Origin of the sequence: Paenibacillus sp. FSL F4-0243, assembly GCF_037963295.1 — a bacterium.
Lineage (GTDB): Bacteria > Bacillota > Bacilli > Paenibacillales > Paenibacillaceae > Paenibacillus_AQ.
Genome location: NZ_CP150151.1, coordinates 198,108 through 214,515 on the forward strand (window position 1 = coordinate 198,108; position 16,408 = coordinate 214,515).

Consider the following 16,408-nt stretch of genomic DNA (forward strand, 5'->3'; position numbering starts at 1 on the left):
AAGATCCGCTTGATCCGAAGCGCCCTTTTTAATGAGGGGCCGTTCTTGGATTCGACGGGGGTAGTTCGAGCATGAGTAGCGAGTAGTGGGGACGCGTCCGCTTCATCAACGCTAAAGCCTATTAAACGGCAAACAACAAAACAACTACGCTTTCGCAGCCTAAGAAACTGCGCGCGTGCTTCTACCCTGCATCGCCCATGTGACAGGGATAGGGGCTAACAAGTAGTGGGATACGCCGTCTGGTCTCCGCCTGGGGTCAACGGAAGAAGATAATCAGGCTGACCCAACGTATAGCCGGTTACGGGGCGATACTCGGGTGACATCAAAACTGTGACTACACTCGTAGAAGCTTATGTGCCGTTATCTTCGGACAGGGGTTCGACTCCCCTCGGCTCCATAAGAAAAACCCGCTAAAATAGCGGGTTTTTTGCTGTTTAGTGGTTGGATTGCAGACCGAATGTAGACAAGGAGTTATAGGGAACTAAATGTGTTCATTATTGTAGACATGTTGTCTACATCTAAAATTAGATCATTCACTTTGAAGTTATTAATATCTATAAGAGCCCGAACTGATATAAAATTATAGTATTAAGCATCCAAAAACAAAAACATTCGGAGGAATTACTATCATGAGTTTTACTATTGATTATGTTAAAAACAAAAACAGAATTATTGTAACATCGGACGGTATGGATGTTGAGGATGCCCTTGCGTACGCGGAACAATTTCCGAAAGTACTGAAGAAAACTAAGCGAGGGTTTACAGGTATGACTGTAATTACTGGTGGCCTGGTATTTAAGCAAGAAGTGTTGGCAATTCTTGCTCCAACTAGTGAAGATGCTGTGAAAGCTGGAATCTCTACAAAACACAAATGGGTGTATGTTGCGCCTACCTCTTTCTACAAAACGCAAATGCATCGTATGTTTAAAGATATTGCAAACTTGTACGAATCGATAGAAGAAGCTGAAACGTATCTTGATTCTGCAGGGAATTAGCAACTTCTAATAATTAAAAGGGTCCAGCCATCATCTGTAGCGGCAAAGGTACTTTTGCGTATTAACTTATATAATTGCATCACTATACTAAGGAGATATTCCTATGATCAGTCTCCTTTTTTAACCATAGATAAGTAATTTTTATACGATTCTATAATTTGTTAAATATATAACAAGGAAGAACAGTAATATAGCCAATTTTTATCTAAGTAAAATCAGACGGACTCATCAAATGCTGGTTAGAATGCTTCTAGGGTGACATCAAAACTGTGACTACACTCGTAAAAGCTAATGTGCCGTTATCTTCGGACAGGAGTTCGACTCCCCTCGGCTCCATATGGAGTGTAAGTGATGACACCTTTAGGGGTGTCTTTTTTATTTCTTTTTTTCTATTACAAGTACAATAAAATAAACTGAATTCATTGTAACGTTTTTATGTTTAGTTAGTCTTATATATGTAAGGTGGTGAACCATTGGACAAATCAGATGAATTAGAAGGAGTCTATGATCAATACTTCCGTGATGTATACATATTTGTGCTGTCGTTAAGCAGGGACGAGCAGATTGCCGAGGAAATTACACAGGAAACCTTTTTTAAAGCGCTGAAGCGAATTGACCAGTTCAGGGGGGACTGCAAAATGAGCGTCTGGCTGTGTCAGATTGCGAAAAATACTTATTTCTCCTATATGAACGGGCAGCGGAAGTTAGCTTCGTTGGCTGTACAGGAAGAAGAGGGCAGCATTAATCTGGAGCAAAAACTCATTGATCAGACTGAAGCTATGCGTATTCATAAGGTTTTGCACGTTTTGAACGAGCCGTATAAGGAGGTTTTTATGCTCAGGTTATTTGGAGAACTATCTTTCGATCATATTAGTCAAATCTTTGGGCGAACGGAAAGCTGGGCAAGAGTGACCTATCACCGTGCTCGGCTAAGAATACAAAATCTGCTAGTGGAGGATAAATGATGAACCGAATCTCATGTGACGTAGTTCAAGATCTTCTCCCCTTGTATTATGATGACATATGCAGTGAAACTAGTAAGGGACTGGTGGAGGAACACCTTGTTGATTGCCCTGACTGCCGTTCTTCTCTGGAACAATTGAAATCCAGCCTGAGCTTGCCCATTCAAGATATGGAAGTAAATAAATTGGAGGGAAAAGGGCTGCAAAGCATTAAAAGAATGTGGAGCCGTACCCGATCGATGGCTTTTATGAAAGGATTGTTTGTGGCTGCTTCCGTATTTGGAATGTTGATTGTTGGCTACTTCGGTCTTTTCCGCTGGAATATCCTACCGGTGTCATCCGACCATATTATTATTTCTGATATAAGAACCATATCAAGCGGTGAAATTGCTTTTCGTGTTCAAATCAGGGACGGGTATAGTTTCGCTCATGTGAAGAATACCGTTAAGGATGATGGGAGTTTCTATATGATCCCCGTTCATCCTCTTATCATATCGAAGAAATATAATGCCTCCAATCCAGTCAATGGCGAGATGTTCGTCAATCCTCTGAATGTAAGGGCCTATCAGAAGAAGTATGGTAAGGACGTGGAGATTACGTCCATCTACTACGGTTCACCGGATCATCCGATTCTGATTTGGAAGAAGGGAATGGAACTGCCGACGGCAAGTCGATAATTAGGGGGCTCATGTTGAGACAAGGGCTGTTCGACTCCCCTCGGCTCCATATGTTAAATCCACAACCCAATCTGGTTGTGGATTTTGCGTTTCAGGGATAAGAAACTATAGAATAAGATGCTCTTTATACAGAATTCTCACTATTTCAAATCAAATCCTTTGCTTTTTACGTATTCCGTATAACGATCCAACGGCAAATCTTTATCCAGCATGGCGATGAATTTTCCGGACCAGCTTGACATTTGTTTGTTATTCGTTCGCGCGCCGTAGTACTCCTCGATTTCCCGGTCATATCTTTCGACCTTTGCTTTAAGATCTGGATCATACTTGTTTTCAAAAAATACGGCAGACCGTGGCAACCGTGGCTTTTGCTCTGGAACCTCGTCGGGAACACCTACTGCAAGACCGACCAAAGGAATGACGAAGTCCGGCAGTCCAAGCCATTCGTCCAGTCCAGGCAGGGCCTCGTTAATTCCGCCAATAATCACGGCTCCGAGCTCCATCGATTCGGCCGTCAGATTGGCATTTTGCAGGGCAAGCGCGGCACTCAGCACAGCGGTTTGGTAAAAATACGAGAAGCTCAGGTTACGACCCATTTTTTCTTGTTGGTCCGGGCCGGCGGCCAACATCATCCGATGAAGATCGGCGCAAAAAATAAAAAAGTACCCACATTCCTCAATCGATGGATTTTTCGAATGCACCGCGATCTTCTTCCGAAGTTCCTGATCGGTAACGCCGATGATCGAGAACGGCTGCATATGCGCCGAGGTCGGTGCCATTTGCGCTGCATCGACAATGGCTTCGATTTGCTTGCCAGTCAACGGAATATTTTTAAACTTACGGATGGAGCGATGCTGGCGGATCACTTGCATGACCTCATTCATTAAAATTCCCTCCCAATCGATGGTTTTTGTGGAAGTTATAAGAAAATTGTGTTTTGCAAAATGGTTTCCATGGAAACGATGATAACAAGAAAAAGATATCTTGTCAAATGGTTTCCGTGGAAACCATGATATAATAAAAAGAAAAAAGGTAGGCTTGCCTTATGCCAGATATGAATGATGATTTGCTTCAGCTCAAAAACCGTATAGAAAAGTCCATTTACCGGATCCTCATCAGCGAAACCGACGAGGACCAGGATCGGCTTTGGCTCATAGAGCACATCTCCGACGACCGGCTAAAAAGGCTGCTGCCCCGCCTATCCGTCTCAAGCCTGCACGTTTTGGACGTCATCAATATGCATGAAGGTATTAAAGGGGCTGATATCGCCCGCGATATGGAGATAACGAAAGGCGCCGTCTCCAAAATCACCCGCAAATTGCTGGATTATGACCTGATCCGGAAAACCCAGCTGCCGGACAACCTGAAAGAAATTTATTTCTCCATGACTCCGCTCGGCACCGAATTGGCCGAACTGCATCGGGTATTCCACCAGGAGAAAGATCAAAAGGTGATGGAACTGTTGACAAGTTTCGATGCAGCGTCGTTGGAAATTGTGGCAGACTTTTTGGAGAAGCTAGCCCGTCTGCGATAGGGCATGGGTGCTCCGATAGGTAACGGTTTTGCATCGCCACGGTTCTCCTCCATATGGAGTACCAGTGAAAGACACCTTGAAGGGTGTCTTTTTTTATGTTTTTCAAAGTATGATCTAGACTATGTGTAATGGTTCAAAAAAACTGCGTATTTTGCTAGGTCCAGTATCTTACGTGTATGGAATTAAAGATTGCAGTGTAGAAAGCATGCTCGTCCCGTAATCAAAGTTGATAAGCTCTGGAAATGCTATTCATTCAGTCTTAGAGTTGTGAAAGTTTTGAAGGCCAAAAAAACTTAAGGTTCTATATAGGGATAAAAAAGGCAAACATAGGATAGGAAGAGTTAATAGGGAGATATAAATGAAAACCAGTATACTTATGCTATAATTTAATAAAGTGACTCTGTGCTTTTAGAAAAATTGGATAAAGGATGCATTGACCAACCATGTATGAGAATCAGACTTCTATGCACCACAAGCTGTTTATTATCGGCGCAGGTGCTGCCGGACTAATGGCCGCCGTTACTGCGCGTGATATGGGTATCGATACTGCCATTCTGGAGGGTAACGACCGGATTGGAAAGAAGATATTAATGACAGGTGATGGCCGCTGTAACATTACGAATGAATCCACTGCAACGGGTACGGATGAAGCAATCGCTTTATCGCGCAAGTATCACAGTAATCAGGCCGGATTTCCACTTGCGGTATTGCAGCAATTTGGCATCCGTCAAACCATAGTTTTTTTCTCCTTCCTCGGGCTTCCGCTTACAAGATTGAAGGAGGGCTTGATGTATCCAATGTCGCTGCAGGCAGCAGCGGTGCTGGATATTTTCCAGCTTGCGCTGGAGGATCGGAATGTTCCGGTATACCTCAATAACAAAGTGTTGGATGTTACTGTTTCGAAGAATCATCCGCGCTTCAAGATAAAATGCCAAACGGAGACAGAGGAGGAGGTTGTTTATACTAGCGACTATCTACTTCTATCTGCGGGTGGTCTTGCCGGTCCAAATGCGGGAAAAGAACCTCCTGGGTATACACTTGCCGAACGTCTGGGACACACCCTGATTGAGCCTTTGCCGGCCATTGTGCAATTGAAGCTGCAATATCCGAATATGAGGGCACTGTCCACTATCAAATCTCAGGGACAAGCTCATATCATTGTGAACGGTAAAGTCATCTGCAGTGAACAGGGTGAAATTGCCTTCACGGATTATGGTATTACCGGCCCGCCAATTCTTCAGCTAAGCAGGAAGGCTGCGTATCATCTTGCAAGAGGAGAACAGGTAACATTGTCGGTTGATCTGATGCCGGGCCGCACGGAGGAAGAGTTGGTTGAGTTTTTAGAAAGGCTCTGGGAGACCTTTGGACACCGGACTGTGGCGGATTGCCTTGTTGGCATCTTCAATAAGAAGCTTGTTTCTGTCCTACTAAAAGAGACTGGCTTAGATCAACAGCCAGAGCTGCTTTGCCAGGATCTATCGATGAAAACCAAGGGGAAATTTTATCGAATCTTGAAGCGTTGGGAATTTAAAGTGACGGATACCAATGGCTTTACTAATGCGCAAGTGACAGCCGGCGGCATTGATACGTCGGAACTCATCGAAGGAACGCTGGAATCCAAGCTGGTGCCTGGGCTGTATTTGGCTGGCGAAGTGATGGATGTCGACGGAGATTTCGGCGGCTATAACCTGCAATGGGCCTGGAGTTCCGGATATGTGGCCGCCATGGCGCTAGCTAAGTCAATTCAATAAATTTATTAGGAAAAGGGATGCATCAATTAACATGTATAAGGATCAGACTTCTAAGCACCACGAGCTGTTCATTATCGGTGGGGGTGCTGCAGGTCTAATGGCTGCAGTTACAGCGAGGGATCAAGGTATTGATACAGCAATTATTGAAAGCAATGACCGGCTTGGGAAGAAAATAATAACGACGGGTAACGGGCGTTGCAACATTACGAACCAATCCACCGCCACCGGTACGGATGAAGCGGCCGCTTTATCACGCAAGTATCACAGTAATCAGGAAGGATTCCCAATACATGTATTGCGGCAATTCGGTGTCCGCCAAACGATCGAATTTTTCTCCTCGCTCGGGCTTCCTTTTGTAAGCTTGGAGAATGGCCGGATGTATCCGATGTCGCTGCAGGCGGCTTCGGTGCCGGGTGTATTTAAGCTTGCGCTGGAGGATCGGAATGTTCCCGTATATTATAAACATAAAGTGTTGGATGTTACCGTTTCGGCGGGACATCCGCGGTTCGCGATAACCTGCCAGACGGAGACAGAGGAACAGGTTGTGTATACCAGCGACTATCTTTTTCTATGTGCAGGCGGCCTTACCGCTCCCAAAACGGGAACAGACGGCTCCGGTTATACGCTTGTCCAACGTCTGGGGCACACCCTGATCAACCCGGTGCCAGGCATTGTACAATTGAAGCTGGATTATCCGTATTTGAAGGAACTATCGGGCATCAAATTTGAGGGAGAGGCCCATGTTATCGTAAACAATGAAGTCATCCGCACTGAGTCTGGTGAGATTCTTTTTACGGACTATGGTATCTCGGGCCCGCCCATACTTCAGCTCAGCAGAAAGGCTGCGTATAATCTCGGAATAGGAGAATCGGTGACATTGTCGGTTGATTTAATGCCGGAGCGCACGGAGGAAGAGTTAATTGATTTTCTGGAGATCCACTGGGGGATCTTCGGACACCGGACGGTTGCCGATTCTTTTGTGGGCATCGTCAGCAAGAAACTGATTCCAGTTCTGCTGAAGGAGGCTGGAATTGATCAACAGCCGCACTTGCTTTGTATGGATTTATCATGGAAAACCAAGAAAATATTTTATCGAATCTTGAAACGTTGGGAATTTAAAGTGACCGATACCAATAGCTTCACGAATGCACAAACAACAGCCGGTGGCATCGATACGACGGAGCTAATCGAAGGAACGTTAGAATCTAAGTTAGTCCCTGGGCTGTATTTGGCAGGTGAAGTGATGGATGTCGATGGAGATTGCGGCGGCTATAACCTGCAATGGGCCTGGAGCTCCGGCTATGCTGCCGCGATGGCGCTTGCTAAACGACGTGTTAGCGCCACGTAATAGGATAGATGGTTGCTGACTCTTGGCATGTTGCAGTGGAAATACTTGCATGCCCTAGAACACACGGCGGCTAATGGATTTGCCATGCCACGCCTCGGTTCCATATAGAGTAAATAAAAGACACCTTGTGAGGTGTCTTTTTTCAATCAATTCTTATTCCAATATTCCCAGACTGCTCCCCCTGTTGCATTCGCTGAAAGGCTTGAAGGGTGTCTTGAAAAGGATACACACTATCAATGATAGGGCGTATCGAGTGGAGTTCCATAAATTGAAGCATCGCAACAAACTCCTCACTGCTTCCCATTGAGGTGCCGATGATACTGATTTGGGGGTAAAATATGGATCGTGCTGCTATTTCCATTCGATCTCCTGAGCTTGCTCCAAACGTAACGATTCGGCCATTTGGCTTAATGATATCAAAGTACTGTTGGAACGTCGCTGGCCCGATACTATCCAGGATGAGATCCACTGTTTCTCCTTTCATACTTTCCTTCCAATCACTATGACTGTCAAAGGCATGATCTGCCCCATGTGCAAGAGCAACTTGCCTTTTTGTTTCACTTCGTGATGTGACACTGACTCTTGCACCCGCTGCTGAAGCCATAAGCATGGCATAAGTAGCCACACCGCCACCAATACCCGGAATAAGGATATGTTCACCTTGCTGTAAGCGGCCTCTCGTAAACAAAGCCCGATAGGCTGTCAAGGCAGATAAGGGCAACACGCCCGCTTCTTCCCAAGACAAATAAGCTGGCTTGCTGATGGCATTTTGCGCAGGGATGACGATAGACTCGGCAAATGTACCATCTGAAGGGCCGCCCACTATGGCCGGAACGTTCGGGACATCGTGGGTGATTTCCCATCCGATACACGGATTAATGATTACATCGGTACCTACTGTAAGTGATGTTATGCCTTCACCTACCGCTTCAATTATACCCGCCCCATCAGAGCCCATAATCAGGGGAGCATCCTCATTTTTTCGATCCGCTATGAGAAATAAGTCTCGATGATTTAACCCTGCGGTTTTCAGCCTTACTTTTACTTCACCGAAGCCTGGCTGTTTATCAACAACGTCTTCATATGTCAGGCTCTTCAAGCCGTTCATCCCAGCATGTACGATTGCTTTCATCCTAATCCTCCAGTCATTCGTATTTCAATGAATCTATATTGAATTGTACAGAGTGGGAATCATACAGTAAAATGAACAAAACCGATTGTGAGTATCATAAATGATCATACCAAGCAGGTGACATAGAAATGGAAAGCGGAGATTTAAGAATATTTCAGGCTGTGGCTCGAGAGGGGAGCATAACCAAGGCTGCGCAAATGTTGAACTATGTACAGTCTAATGTGACGACTCGAATTCAGTATCTTGAGGCTCAGTTGAAAACACCCCTTTTTCGGAGATCCAATCGAGGAATGACGCTAACTTTGGCTGGCGAGAATTTACTGGGATATGCGGATAAAATACTGACTCTGATGGACGAGGCTGTGAAAACTACACAATACTCGGACCATCCTGCAGGGCCTCTTCGGATAGGGTCCATTGAAGCGACAGCAGTCATTCATCTGACTCCTTTATTGGCCGAGTATCAATCACGATATCCGGATGTTAATTTATCGCTCACTACGGGTGTGACACATGCGCTCTTACAAAAGGTGTTGGATTACGAGCTTGATGGAGCGTTCGTCTATGGTCCTGTTGATGATCCAGATATAGAACATATCGCGGCCTTTGAAGAGGAGTTGGTGTTGATCTCTGAGCCGGGACAAAACGGAATGTATGAGCTACTTATGAAACCGATGTTGTTCTTTGACGTTGGATGTACGCATCGGGCAAAAGCAGAGAGTTTTCTGAGAGGCACTGGCCTGACCACTTATCAGATTATGGAATTTGGCACATTAGCAGTTATTCTAGATGGCGTTTCCTCTGGACTTGGTGTGTCTATGCTGCCACAGTCATCGATTGCCAAGGCGGAAGAACAGGGCATAATCACTTCCCACCGTTTGCCTGAAGAGTATCGAGATTTGCAGGTATGGTTTGTGCATAGACATGACACAATTTACTCAAGCGCGTTAACCAGGTTAATACAATTAGTTGAAACTAGGCAATAATAGTTCACCCGCAACGATCGATACGTCGAATGTTAGTGCTAGACCATTTCATCAAACAATTTAAGTAACACGCAGCAGGAGGAAATGATGAATTTTATAAAAGATCAACTAGCAGGATACGGTGTAAACGAACAAATGACAGGTTATCTTTCGAATATAATCATGGTCTTATTTATAGCACTACTCTCTGTACTGGCCAATTTAATAGCCAAAAAAATCGTGCTGAAGATAATTATTCATTTCATTAGTAAGGATCGGTATGCATGGGATAATATCGTTTTGGAGAAAAAAGTGTTTCACAAGCTGTCGCATCTCGCGCCAGCCTTCATCATCTATTATTCTGCGTCTATCTTTCCGCTATATCAGGCCTTTATTGAAAAATCCGCCTTAACTTATATGATTATCGTAACTATCACGGTGTTTAATGCACTACTTAATGCCATTGATGCTATTTATCGCTCATTCGAGGTCTCCAAGATTAGGCCGATCAAGGGGTACATTCAGGTTGCAAAGATTATTCTATTTATCATTGGTGTTATTGTGGTGATCTCTAACCTCATTGGTCAGAATCCACTGATTATACTTAGTGGGTTAGGTGCATTATCAGCTGTTTTTATGCTGATTTTCAAAGATTCTATATTGGGTTTGGTGGCAGGTGTTCAATTATCATCTAATGATATGGTTCGTGTAGGTGACTGGATCGAAATGCCTAAATATAATGCGGATGGTGATGTAATTGACATTACATTGAATACGGTAAAGGTTATGAATTTCGATAAAACAATCACCATGATTCCTAGCTACGCCCTTATTTCAGATTCGTTCAAAAACTGGAGGGGCATGCAAGTTTCTGGAGGCAGAAGGATTAAACGAAGCGTTCATATCGATACAAGCAGCATATGTTTTTGTACAAAAGAAATGATGGAGGAATTCCAGAAGATTCACTACCTGTCCGATTTTATAAGGGCAAGATTAAATGAAATTAGCATTTATAATATCGAACATCAAATCAATACGGAGAGTAAAGTAAATGGAAGACATCTCACGAATGTTGGTGTATTCAGAGAATATATCCATGAATATCTGAGGAATCATCCTAAAATTCATAAGGATATGACGCTGATCGTCAGACAGCTAGCACCAGAGGATAATGGACTGCCCTTAGAAATCTACGCGTTTAGCAATGATACTAACTGGGTGGTGTATGAATCGGTTCAAGCTGATATCTTTGATCACATTTTTGCAGTTGTACCGATATTTGGGCTTCGTGTCTTCCAAAACCCGACGGGCCATGATATTGCTCGCTTAAAAGAAAGCAAAGAGTATTCGTCTGGATACTGAAGATAAGAATGATTTGCAGGAGAAGGCATTTCTTAATATCAGTAAAAAAGCGACCATCGTTGGTCGCTTTTTTACGTTTTTTTCATTTTGGAAAGGATCATAATACGTGCGATTTATTGGGGTGCGGACATAGCTGAAGACTCTAATGGAAGTTCCCAGATTCATTTTCTGAGAATTTGCCATCGCTGTCATGCAGAGCTTGTTTGCGGCGATCATTACGGGCTTGCTGCTGCTGTTGGGCTTCCAGGCTGTTTACGGGCGTGGCTTCCAGTTCTTTTACTGTGTTGATTAGATTCTTATCTGGTTGATTTGCACTCAATTGAAAGCTCCTCCCTTGATTATCTAATGGTTGTGAATTTTATTATGTGCTGGCTACTGTGTGGCTATTCATGTTGTATTTTCACAAGAGCCCAGGATACATTGCTGAAAGTACGGGTGAATCAATGCTCTGTCCTATAATCATTAACTCAGAATACTGTTAGATGTGAAAAATATGAGGAAATGATTGTATCGGAACTGATTTCTGTTCTGATATGTTGAGGATGTTTTAGTCCCATAAAATGTAATATTGTCAGGAGGTGAAAAGGAAGCTTTATATCTTCTTGCAAGCGGTTACAATTCTATCTGCAACAAATTAGAATCAGGAGGGAATAAAATGAAAAAAAGTATTGCCAAGGTAATCAGTATTGGTGTGTTGTTTTCTCTTGCACTTTCTTTGATAGCAGGTGGATGGACAAATACAGTAGTGCATGCTGCTGGTCTTTCGATAACAGGCAGTGGAGGCTGGAATGAAGCGGCATATGTGGAATGGTCACCTGTAAGTAATGCGACAGGATATAACGTATATGTTAAACAGGCAAGCGCATCAGATTCGGGGTACCAACAGATTGATAATGAATTGATCCGCAAATATTCTTCCTATTGGAGAGCGGATGCTGTAGGGCTTGCAGCTGGAAGTTATGTAATGAAGGTTGAGGCTACCCTATCAGGGGGAGGAACGGCAAGTTCGGTATCAAATACGTTATCCGTAACGTCATATGATCGATCTGGGTTTTCTTTTTCGGCAAGCTCGCCATTTGGTACGGGTTCTGGCGCTTATAATGAGAATGGAACCCTCAAGAATGGTGCTCAAGTGCTGTATATAACATCTCAGAATGCGAAAACCGTAACACTTGATGTGAAAATCAACAGCTCAGGTGCTGTACAAACAGGCGTTGGTCTTGGTAGCATCTTGGCTCTGAGACAAAAGGGTTATGATACAACCCCACTTGCCATCCGAATTATCGGTAAAGTTACAGCTGCTGACCTGAGTGGACAGCTTAACAGCAGTGGATATCTTGAAGTCAAAGGTAAAAATAATTATTCGGAAATGAATATTACAATCGAAGGTATCGGAAAAGATGCTTATGCATACGGTTGGGGATTGCTGCTTAGATATGTTGGTAATTTGGAAGTAAGAAATCTGGGTGTGATGTTATTTCCTGACGATGGCATTTCAATGGACACAGGCAATGCGAATGTATGGGTGCATAATAATGATATTTTTTATGGATCCGCAGGGGGCGACGCGGACCAAGCCAAAGGTGACGGGTCTACGGACCTCAAAAAAGGATCAACGTATATTACGATCTCGTACAACCATTACTTTGATTCCGGAAAAGCTGCTCTAGTCGGACTTAGTGAGTCGGCAGAATTCTTTGTTACCTTCCACCATAACTGGTTTGATCATTCGGACTCCCGTCATCCGCGGATCAGAGTGGCCTCTGTTCACGTCTATAATAACTTCTATGATGGAGTCTCGAAATATGGTGTCGGCGTTACAACCGGAGCTTCGGCTTTTGTGGAATCCAATGTTTTTAGAAATACTAAAGACCCAATGCTTAGTTCTTTACAGGGTACAGATGCTTTAGGTGAGGGTACGTTCTCGGGTGAAAATGGGGGTGTGATTAAAGCTTATAACAATCTAATTGTTGATGCTTCAAGTCTTATCTACGCTAACTCCAACACAGGGACAGCTCCTGCTAATGCAACCTCATTTGATGCCTATTTAGCCTCGTCGAGAAATGAAACCGTCCCAAGCTCATACAAAGCATTAAAAGGCGGAACAGCTTATAATAACTTCGATACGAGCGTCCAAACTGGAGTGAACGTATCGAATATTGACAACGTAAGCAATGTGGAACAGGTTGTTACGGCAAAAGCCGGACGTCTGAATGGTGGAGACTTCACATGGGAATTTAATGATTCCGTGGATGACGCATCGTATGCGCTGAATACTGCACTGATGTCTGCAATCAGAAGCTACACAACGGGGCTTGTCTCTGTAGGGGGCAATTCAAACCCAACAAGTCCGACACCGACTCCAACAGCAACAGCAACAGCAACAGCAACAGCAACAGCAACAGCAACAGCAACACCTGTACCTACACCGACGGCAACGCCAGTGCCGACAGCGGGAGCAACCATTCATAACTTTACCACTGATGGAACAACGAGCAGCTTCTTCAATATCCAAGGAAATCTCTCAACAAGTAAGGGAAATGTGACATATCAGGGTTTAACCCTAACCCAATGTCTAAAAATCGAGAGTGCAACCAGTATTCAGTTCACAGCTGCTAAAGCTTCAACCCTAACCCTAGTGTTCAATACAGAAGGAACCAAAATAAAAGTGGATGGAACAAATTATCCTATAACGAATGGCATTGCCACTGTCTCCCTTACGGCGGGCGCACATACCATTACGAAGGATAGTACGGCGAATCTGTATTATATGAAGTTGGAATAGATAGTTTTATAAGATAAAAGCTGCTAACGATATTGCAATATCGTTGGCAGCTTTTTTGGTCAGGGTCGCTTTTTTTCTATGATCTTAAGACTCGAATCATTGTAGATTGTTTGATTTGTTTAATATTATAATATTTCCCAAAATTTTTTTCGTAGTTATTGACTTCATATCAAATGATTTGTACGCTGAGGACATAGTTTATCAACATGGGAGATTACAATATGAAGCTTAAAGATGATTACCGAACAATTTGGAATAAAAGATTGCTGAAGTATCCATCATTTTATCGCAAAATGATTGCATATACATTATTTTCATCGATCATTCCTATCGTTATCGTTGGAATCGCTAGTTATGCATTAACTTCTAATGCTATTAAAGATAATGTTAGCCAAGATATTACTCAAATCTTGAATTACGCTTCAAGGACGATGGATACCGAGTTGGAAGCGGTTCAGAATAACTTAGTCCAGATGGAACTGAGCTCGTTCTTTACTTCAGACTTGAATGAAATGAAGCGAACCAATTATTCCAGCTTCTATACGGGTGTATATCAGAATTTGTTAGCTTTTATGAACGGAAATTCTCGTGTTAAGGATATTGCGCTATATACATTGGATGAGAACTACTTAATATCATCAACTTACGGTGGAATAAAGATCGAATCAGCAGTGGAACGGGAGAAGTATGCGAACCTACTGGATAAAAATCAGCAACTAGATTGGAAAGTAGGCTATTCTCAGGGTGGCAAAGACTATGATTCAGGAATAACGTTAACAAGTACAGTACCTTTACATTCAAAAGAACCTATCGGATTTATCCAGGTCATCATAGATAATAAAGCGTTTGAATCACTGACAAAACAATTTCTTAAATACGAGCATGAGCAAATGTATGTGATGGATAACACCGGTCAACTTGTATTCCATTTGAACGGAAGCGAAGTGCCTGAAGACTTGTATGAATTGATAACGGTTACAAAAAAAGGTGAGCAAGAGTTTATCTATCGATGGCAGGACCGAGAGTACTTAGTGACCTCTACGGAATCTCCAATCCAAAAGATGTTGTTTGTGGATATGATCCCGACGGCGGAACTGTATAGCAGTGCAAGGCAGATTGCAGGCATTACGATAGGAATTGTAATTGCTGTACTTGCTGCAGGAATTGCATTGGCGATGATCGGCACTAGGAAAGTGTATAGTCCGATTCGGAAGCTAGTCTCTCTCATCAGCGATAATCAAACCGCGGATATGGGAACGGATGAGTTCAGTTATGTGAATCAGCGTTGGAAGGAAATTAACCGTAAAGCGAGTCAACTAGAAGAACAATTAAATGAACAATTCCCACTTATTCGCGAGCTGTTCGCCTTAAGGTTAATGGAGGGGCAGTTTACTCATGACCGTCGTGAATATTTACTGGAGCTTCTGCGCAGGCATTCTATTCCGGAGAAGCAGTGTGCAGTTGTATTTATTATTGCCTATGATCACCTATCGGATGTGACCAAGTTCCAAGAGACGGATAGGGATCTAATTCTCTTCATCATAAAGAATATGACGACAGAATTATTGGAGCATCAGCAACTGGAGGGCTTGGTCATCAACTCTTTTAATGATCAAGTTGTGGTTTGGCTATGGACAGAGCATGAAGAGGTAGACGTTTGGTCAGATAAGCTGAAGCCTGTGATTGATAGGATACGTGAGCAGATTACTCATTTTTTGAAATCTCCGGCGACGATCGGTTTGAGTCGAACCACATCGCATGTGGAGGAGTTGCCTGATTTATATCGTGAGGCGCAGCTTGCGATTCACTCGCGGATGATTAATGGGGGAAATCAGATTATTGAGAGCAAAGGGCTTGCGATTTCGATGATGTACCGTTATCCAACGGAGATTGAGAACCATCTGACCGATTCGCTGCTGGTGGGAGATCTCTCTGAAACGAAGCGGATGCTTGATGCATTCTCTGATAAAGTACAATCCGCTGTACACAATCCAGAGCTCATTATGATGTCTTACGATCAGCTGTTGTCTACTACTTTACGAATGGTATATTTAATGGATATAAATTCGGAGCAATTATTTGGCTATACAACTAGTGAACTCAATGTAAATCTGAGAAAACTCACAACTATACATTCAATTAATGAGTGGTTTATGGATCGTATATTCGAACCGATTATGCTGTATGTGAATAGTAAGAAGAATCAAGAGTATGAGCAATTTATTGAGAAGGTCACGGACTATATCGAGGCAAACTATCATCTTGATATCTCTCTTGACCAGTGTGCACAGATATGCAATTTGAGCCCGCAATATTTAAGCAAGTTGTTTAAGCGGACGATGAATATTTCCTTTATCGAGTATTTAACACAATTGCGTGTAGCCAAAGCCCAGGAGTTGTTAGAAACGACTGATTTATTGGTCAATGAAATAGCGGAGCAGGTAGGATATAACCCTAAAAATTTCATTCGTGTATTTAAGAAGCAGGTGGGCTTACCGCCGGGGCAATATCGAGAGATGCATCGAAAATAGTATTCCTGACTAAATTAAATGCACTTTTTTTTTAATAAGACTTTGCCAAGAGCGAGAGAAATGAAACCTCTCGTTCTTGCAAGTCTTTTTTTGATTTTTATGAGGTGCAAATTTATAATCTCTCAGGGCTAACGAGGTTAATTATTGAGACTAGAAGTGTTCATAAACCCAGTAGTATCAAGCTGTTCGCAATTATTGCACAAGGATCTCAGGCGAATAAGAATTGGTCATTGTTGATGGGCGTTGCAGCTTGTAAGATGCAGACATGAAACGTTACAGTCAACCAGGTTCAAACAAAATCGTTGGAGGTGGTGAAACCCTTGCCGCAATCTAATCTTAAATTAGCGAACGCAAGTTTATCACAGG

General features: G+C 43.1%; 13 protein-coding genes and 1 other RNA gene. 11 read left to right on the forward strand and 3 right to left on the reverse strand.

Going from position 1 to position 16,408, the window contains the following annotated elements; translation table 11 throughout:
- Positions 1 to 35: 35 nt before the first annotated feature.
- The 4 genes from ssrA to NSS87_RS00975 all read left to right on the forward strand — a co-directional run bounded on the left by ssrA (position 36) and on the right by NSS87_RS00975 (position 2,634).
- Positions 36 to 400, forward strand: a transfer-messenger RNA (tmRNA) gene (gene ssrA, locus NSS87_RS00960).
- A 229-nt stretch (positions 401 to 629) separates the two neighbouring features.
- Positions 630 to 995, forward strand: coding sequence for a hypothetical protein (locus tag NSS87_RS00965; RefSeq protein WP_042184038.1), 366 nt, complete (start codon positions 630 to 632; stop codon positions 993 to 995).
- A 473-nt stretch (positions 996 to 1,468) separates the two neighbouring features.
- A complete protein-coding gene (locus NSS87_RS00970) occupies positions 1,469 to 1,960 on the forward strand; it encodes an RNA polymerase sigma factor (RefSeq protein ID WP_339244263.1) in 492 nt (163 codons plus the stop codon).
- Positions 1,957 to 2,634: a zf-HC2 domain-containing protein gene (locus NSS87_RS00975; RefSeq protein WP_339244264.1), complete on the forward strand. Its 678-nt coding sequence runs from the start codon at positions 1,957 to 1,959 to the stop codon at positions 2,632 to 2,634. Before NSS87_RS00970 ends, NSS87_RS00975 begins: the two co-directional genes overlap by 4 nt.
- A gap of 140 nt (positions 2,635 to 2,774) precedes the next feature.
- Here the strand turns inward: NSS87_RS00975 and NSS87_RS00980 are convergent, their stop codons facing one another.
- Positions 2,775 to 3,518 carry a nitroreductase family protein gene (locus NSS87_RS00980; protein WP_339244266.1) on the reverse strand — a complete coding sequence of 248 codons (744 nt, stop codon included), beginning with the start codon at positions 3,516 to 3,518 and terminating at the stop codon, positions 2,775 to 2,777.
- Between the two features lie 161 nt (positions 3,519 to 3,679).
- Here NSS87_RS00980 and NSS87_RS00985 point away from each other — a divergent pair, with 161 nt between their 5' ends.
- The 3 genes from NSS87_RS00985 to NSS87_RS00995 all read left to right on the forward strand — a co-directional run bounded on the left by NSS87_RS00985 (position 3,680) and on the right by NSS87_RS00995 (position 7,267).
- Complete coding sequence (locus tag NSS87_RS00985; protein ID WP_339244268.1) at positions 3,680 to 4,168, forward strand: MarR family transcriptional regulator; 489 nt, start codon at positions 3,680 to 3,682, stop codon at positions 4,166 to 4,168.
- 443 nt (positions 4,169 to 4,611) lie between these two features.
- Positions 4,612 to 5,919 (forward strand): aminoacetone oxidase family FAD-binding enzyme, encoded by a 1,308-nt coding sequence (locus NSS87_RS00990; protein ID WP_339244270.1) that lies wholly within the window; start codon positions 4,612 to 4,614, stop codon positions 5,917 to 5,919.
- 31 nt (positions 5,920 to 5,950) lie between these two features.
- On the forward strand, positions 5,951 to 7,267 hold the full coding sequence (locus tag NSS87_RS00995) for an NAD(P)/FAD-dependent oxidoreductase (protein WP_042184042.1): 1,317 nt from the start codon (positions 5,951 to 5,953) through the stop codon (positions 7,265 to 7,267).
- Between the two features lie 142 nt (positions 7,268 to 7,409).
- Here NSS87_RS00995 and NSS87_RS01000 read toward each other — a convergent pair whose 3' ends face one another.
- Positions 7,410 to 8,399 (reverse strand): zinc-binding dehydrogenase, encoded by a 990-nt coding sequence (locus tag NSS87_RS01000; protein ID WP_339244272.1) that lies wholly within the window; start codon positions 8,397 to 8,399, stop codon positions 7,410 to 7,412.
- 128 nt (positions 8,400 to 8,527) lie between these two features.
- Here NSS87_RS01000 and NSS87_RS01005 point away from each other — a divergent pair, with 128 nt between their 5' ends.
- Together NSS87_RS01005 and NSS87_RS01010 are read left to right on the forward strand one after the other, a co-directional pair.
- Complete coding sequence (locus NSS87_RS01005; RefSeq protein WP_339244273.1) at positions 8,528 to 9,385, forward strand: LysR family transcriptional regulator; 858 nt, start codon at positions 8,528 to 8,530, stop codon at positions 9,383 to 9,385.
- Positions 9,386 to 9,472: 87 nt separating this feature from the next.
- Positions 9,473 to 10,726: a mechanosensitive ion channel domain-containing protein gene (locus tag NSS87_RS01010; RefSeq protein WP_076299965.1), complete on the forward strand. Its 1,254-nt coding sequence runs from the start codon at positions 9,473 to 9,475 to the stop codon at positions 10,724 to 10,726.
- Between the two features lie 142 nt (positions 10,727 to 10,868).
- On the opposite strand, the gene NSS87_RS01015 is transcribed toward NSS87_RS01010, so the two are convergent.
- A complete protein-coding gene (locus NSS87_RS01015; RefSeq protein WP_179085866.1) occupies positions 10,869 to 11,045 on the reverse strand; it encodes a hypothetical protein in 177 nt (58 codons plus the stop codon).
- Between the two features lie 336 nt (positions 11,046 to 11,381).
- On the opposite strand from NSS87_RS01015, the gene NSS87_RS01020 reads away from it, so the two are divergent.
- Together NSS87_RS01020 and NSS87_RS01025 are read left to right on the forward strand one after the other, a co-directional pair.
- On the forward strand, positions 11,382 to 13,511 hold the full coding sequence (locus NSS87_RS01020; RefSeq protein WP_339244275.1) for a pectate lyase: 2,130 nt from the start codon (positions 11,382 to 11,384) through the stop codon (positions 13,509 to 13,511).
- A gap of 221 nt (positions 13,512 to 13,732) precedes the next feature.
- On the forward strand, positions 13,733 to 16,042 hold the full coding sequence (locus NSS87_RS01025) for a helix-turn-helix domain-containing protein (RefSeq protein ID WP_339244277.1): 2,310 nt from the start codon (positions 13,733 to 13,735) through the stop codon (positions 16,040 to 16,042).
- The last annotated feature ends 366 nt before the right edge of the window (positions 16,043 to 16,408 follow it).

What these genes read in the sequence shown, in the direction of transcription:
- NSS87_RS00965 (WP_042184038.1), top strand. Translation starts at nt 630, where the DNA reads ATGAGTTTTACTATTGATTATGTTAAAAACAAAAACAGAATTATTGTA.
- NSS87_RS00975 (WP_339244264.1), top strand. Translation starts at nt 1,957, where the DNA reads ATGATGAACCGAATCTCATGTGACGTAGTTCAAGATCTTCTCCCCTTG.
- NSS87_RS00980 (WP_339244266.1), bottom strand. Translation starts at nt 3,518, where the DNA reads ATGAATGAGGTCATGCAAGTGATCCGCCAGCATCGCTCCATCCGTAAG.
- NSS87_RS00985 (WP_339244268.1), top strand. Translation starts at nt 3,680, where the DNA reads ATGCCAGATATGAATGATGATTTGCTTCAGCTCAAAAACCGTATAGAA.
- NSS87_RS00990 (WP_339244270.1), top strand. Translation starts at nt 4,612, where the DNA reads ATGTATGAGAATCAGACTTCTATGCACCACAAGCTGTTTATTATCGGC.
- NSS87_RS00995 (WP_042184042.1), top strand. Translation starts at nt 5,951, where the DNA reads ATGTATAAGGATCAGACTTCTAAGCACCACGAGCTGTTCATTATCGGT.
- NSS87_RS01000 (WP_339244272.1), bottom strand. Translation starts at nt 8,399, where the DNA reads ATGAAAGCAATCGTACATGCTGGGATGAACGGCTTGAAGAGCCTGACA.
- NSS87_RS01005 (WP_339244273.1), top strand. Translation starts at nt 8,528, where the DNA reads ATGGAAAGCGGAGATTTAAGAATATTTCAGGCTGTGGCTCGAGAGGGG.
- NSS87_RS01010 (WP_076299965.1), top strand. Translation starts at nt 9,473, where the DNA reads ATGAATTTTATAAAAGATCAACTAGCAGGATACGGTGTAAACGAACAA.
- NSS87_RS01020 (WP_339244275.1), top strand. Translation starts at nt 11,382, where the DNA reads ATGAAAAAAAGTATTGCCAAGGTAATCAGTATTGGTGTGTTGTTTTCT.
- NSS87_RS01025 (WP_339244277.1), top strand. Translation starts at nt 13,733, where the DNA reads ATGAAGCTTAAAGATGATTACCGAACAATTTGGAATAAAAGATTGCTG.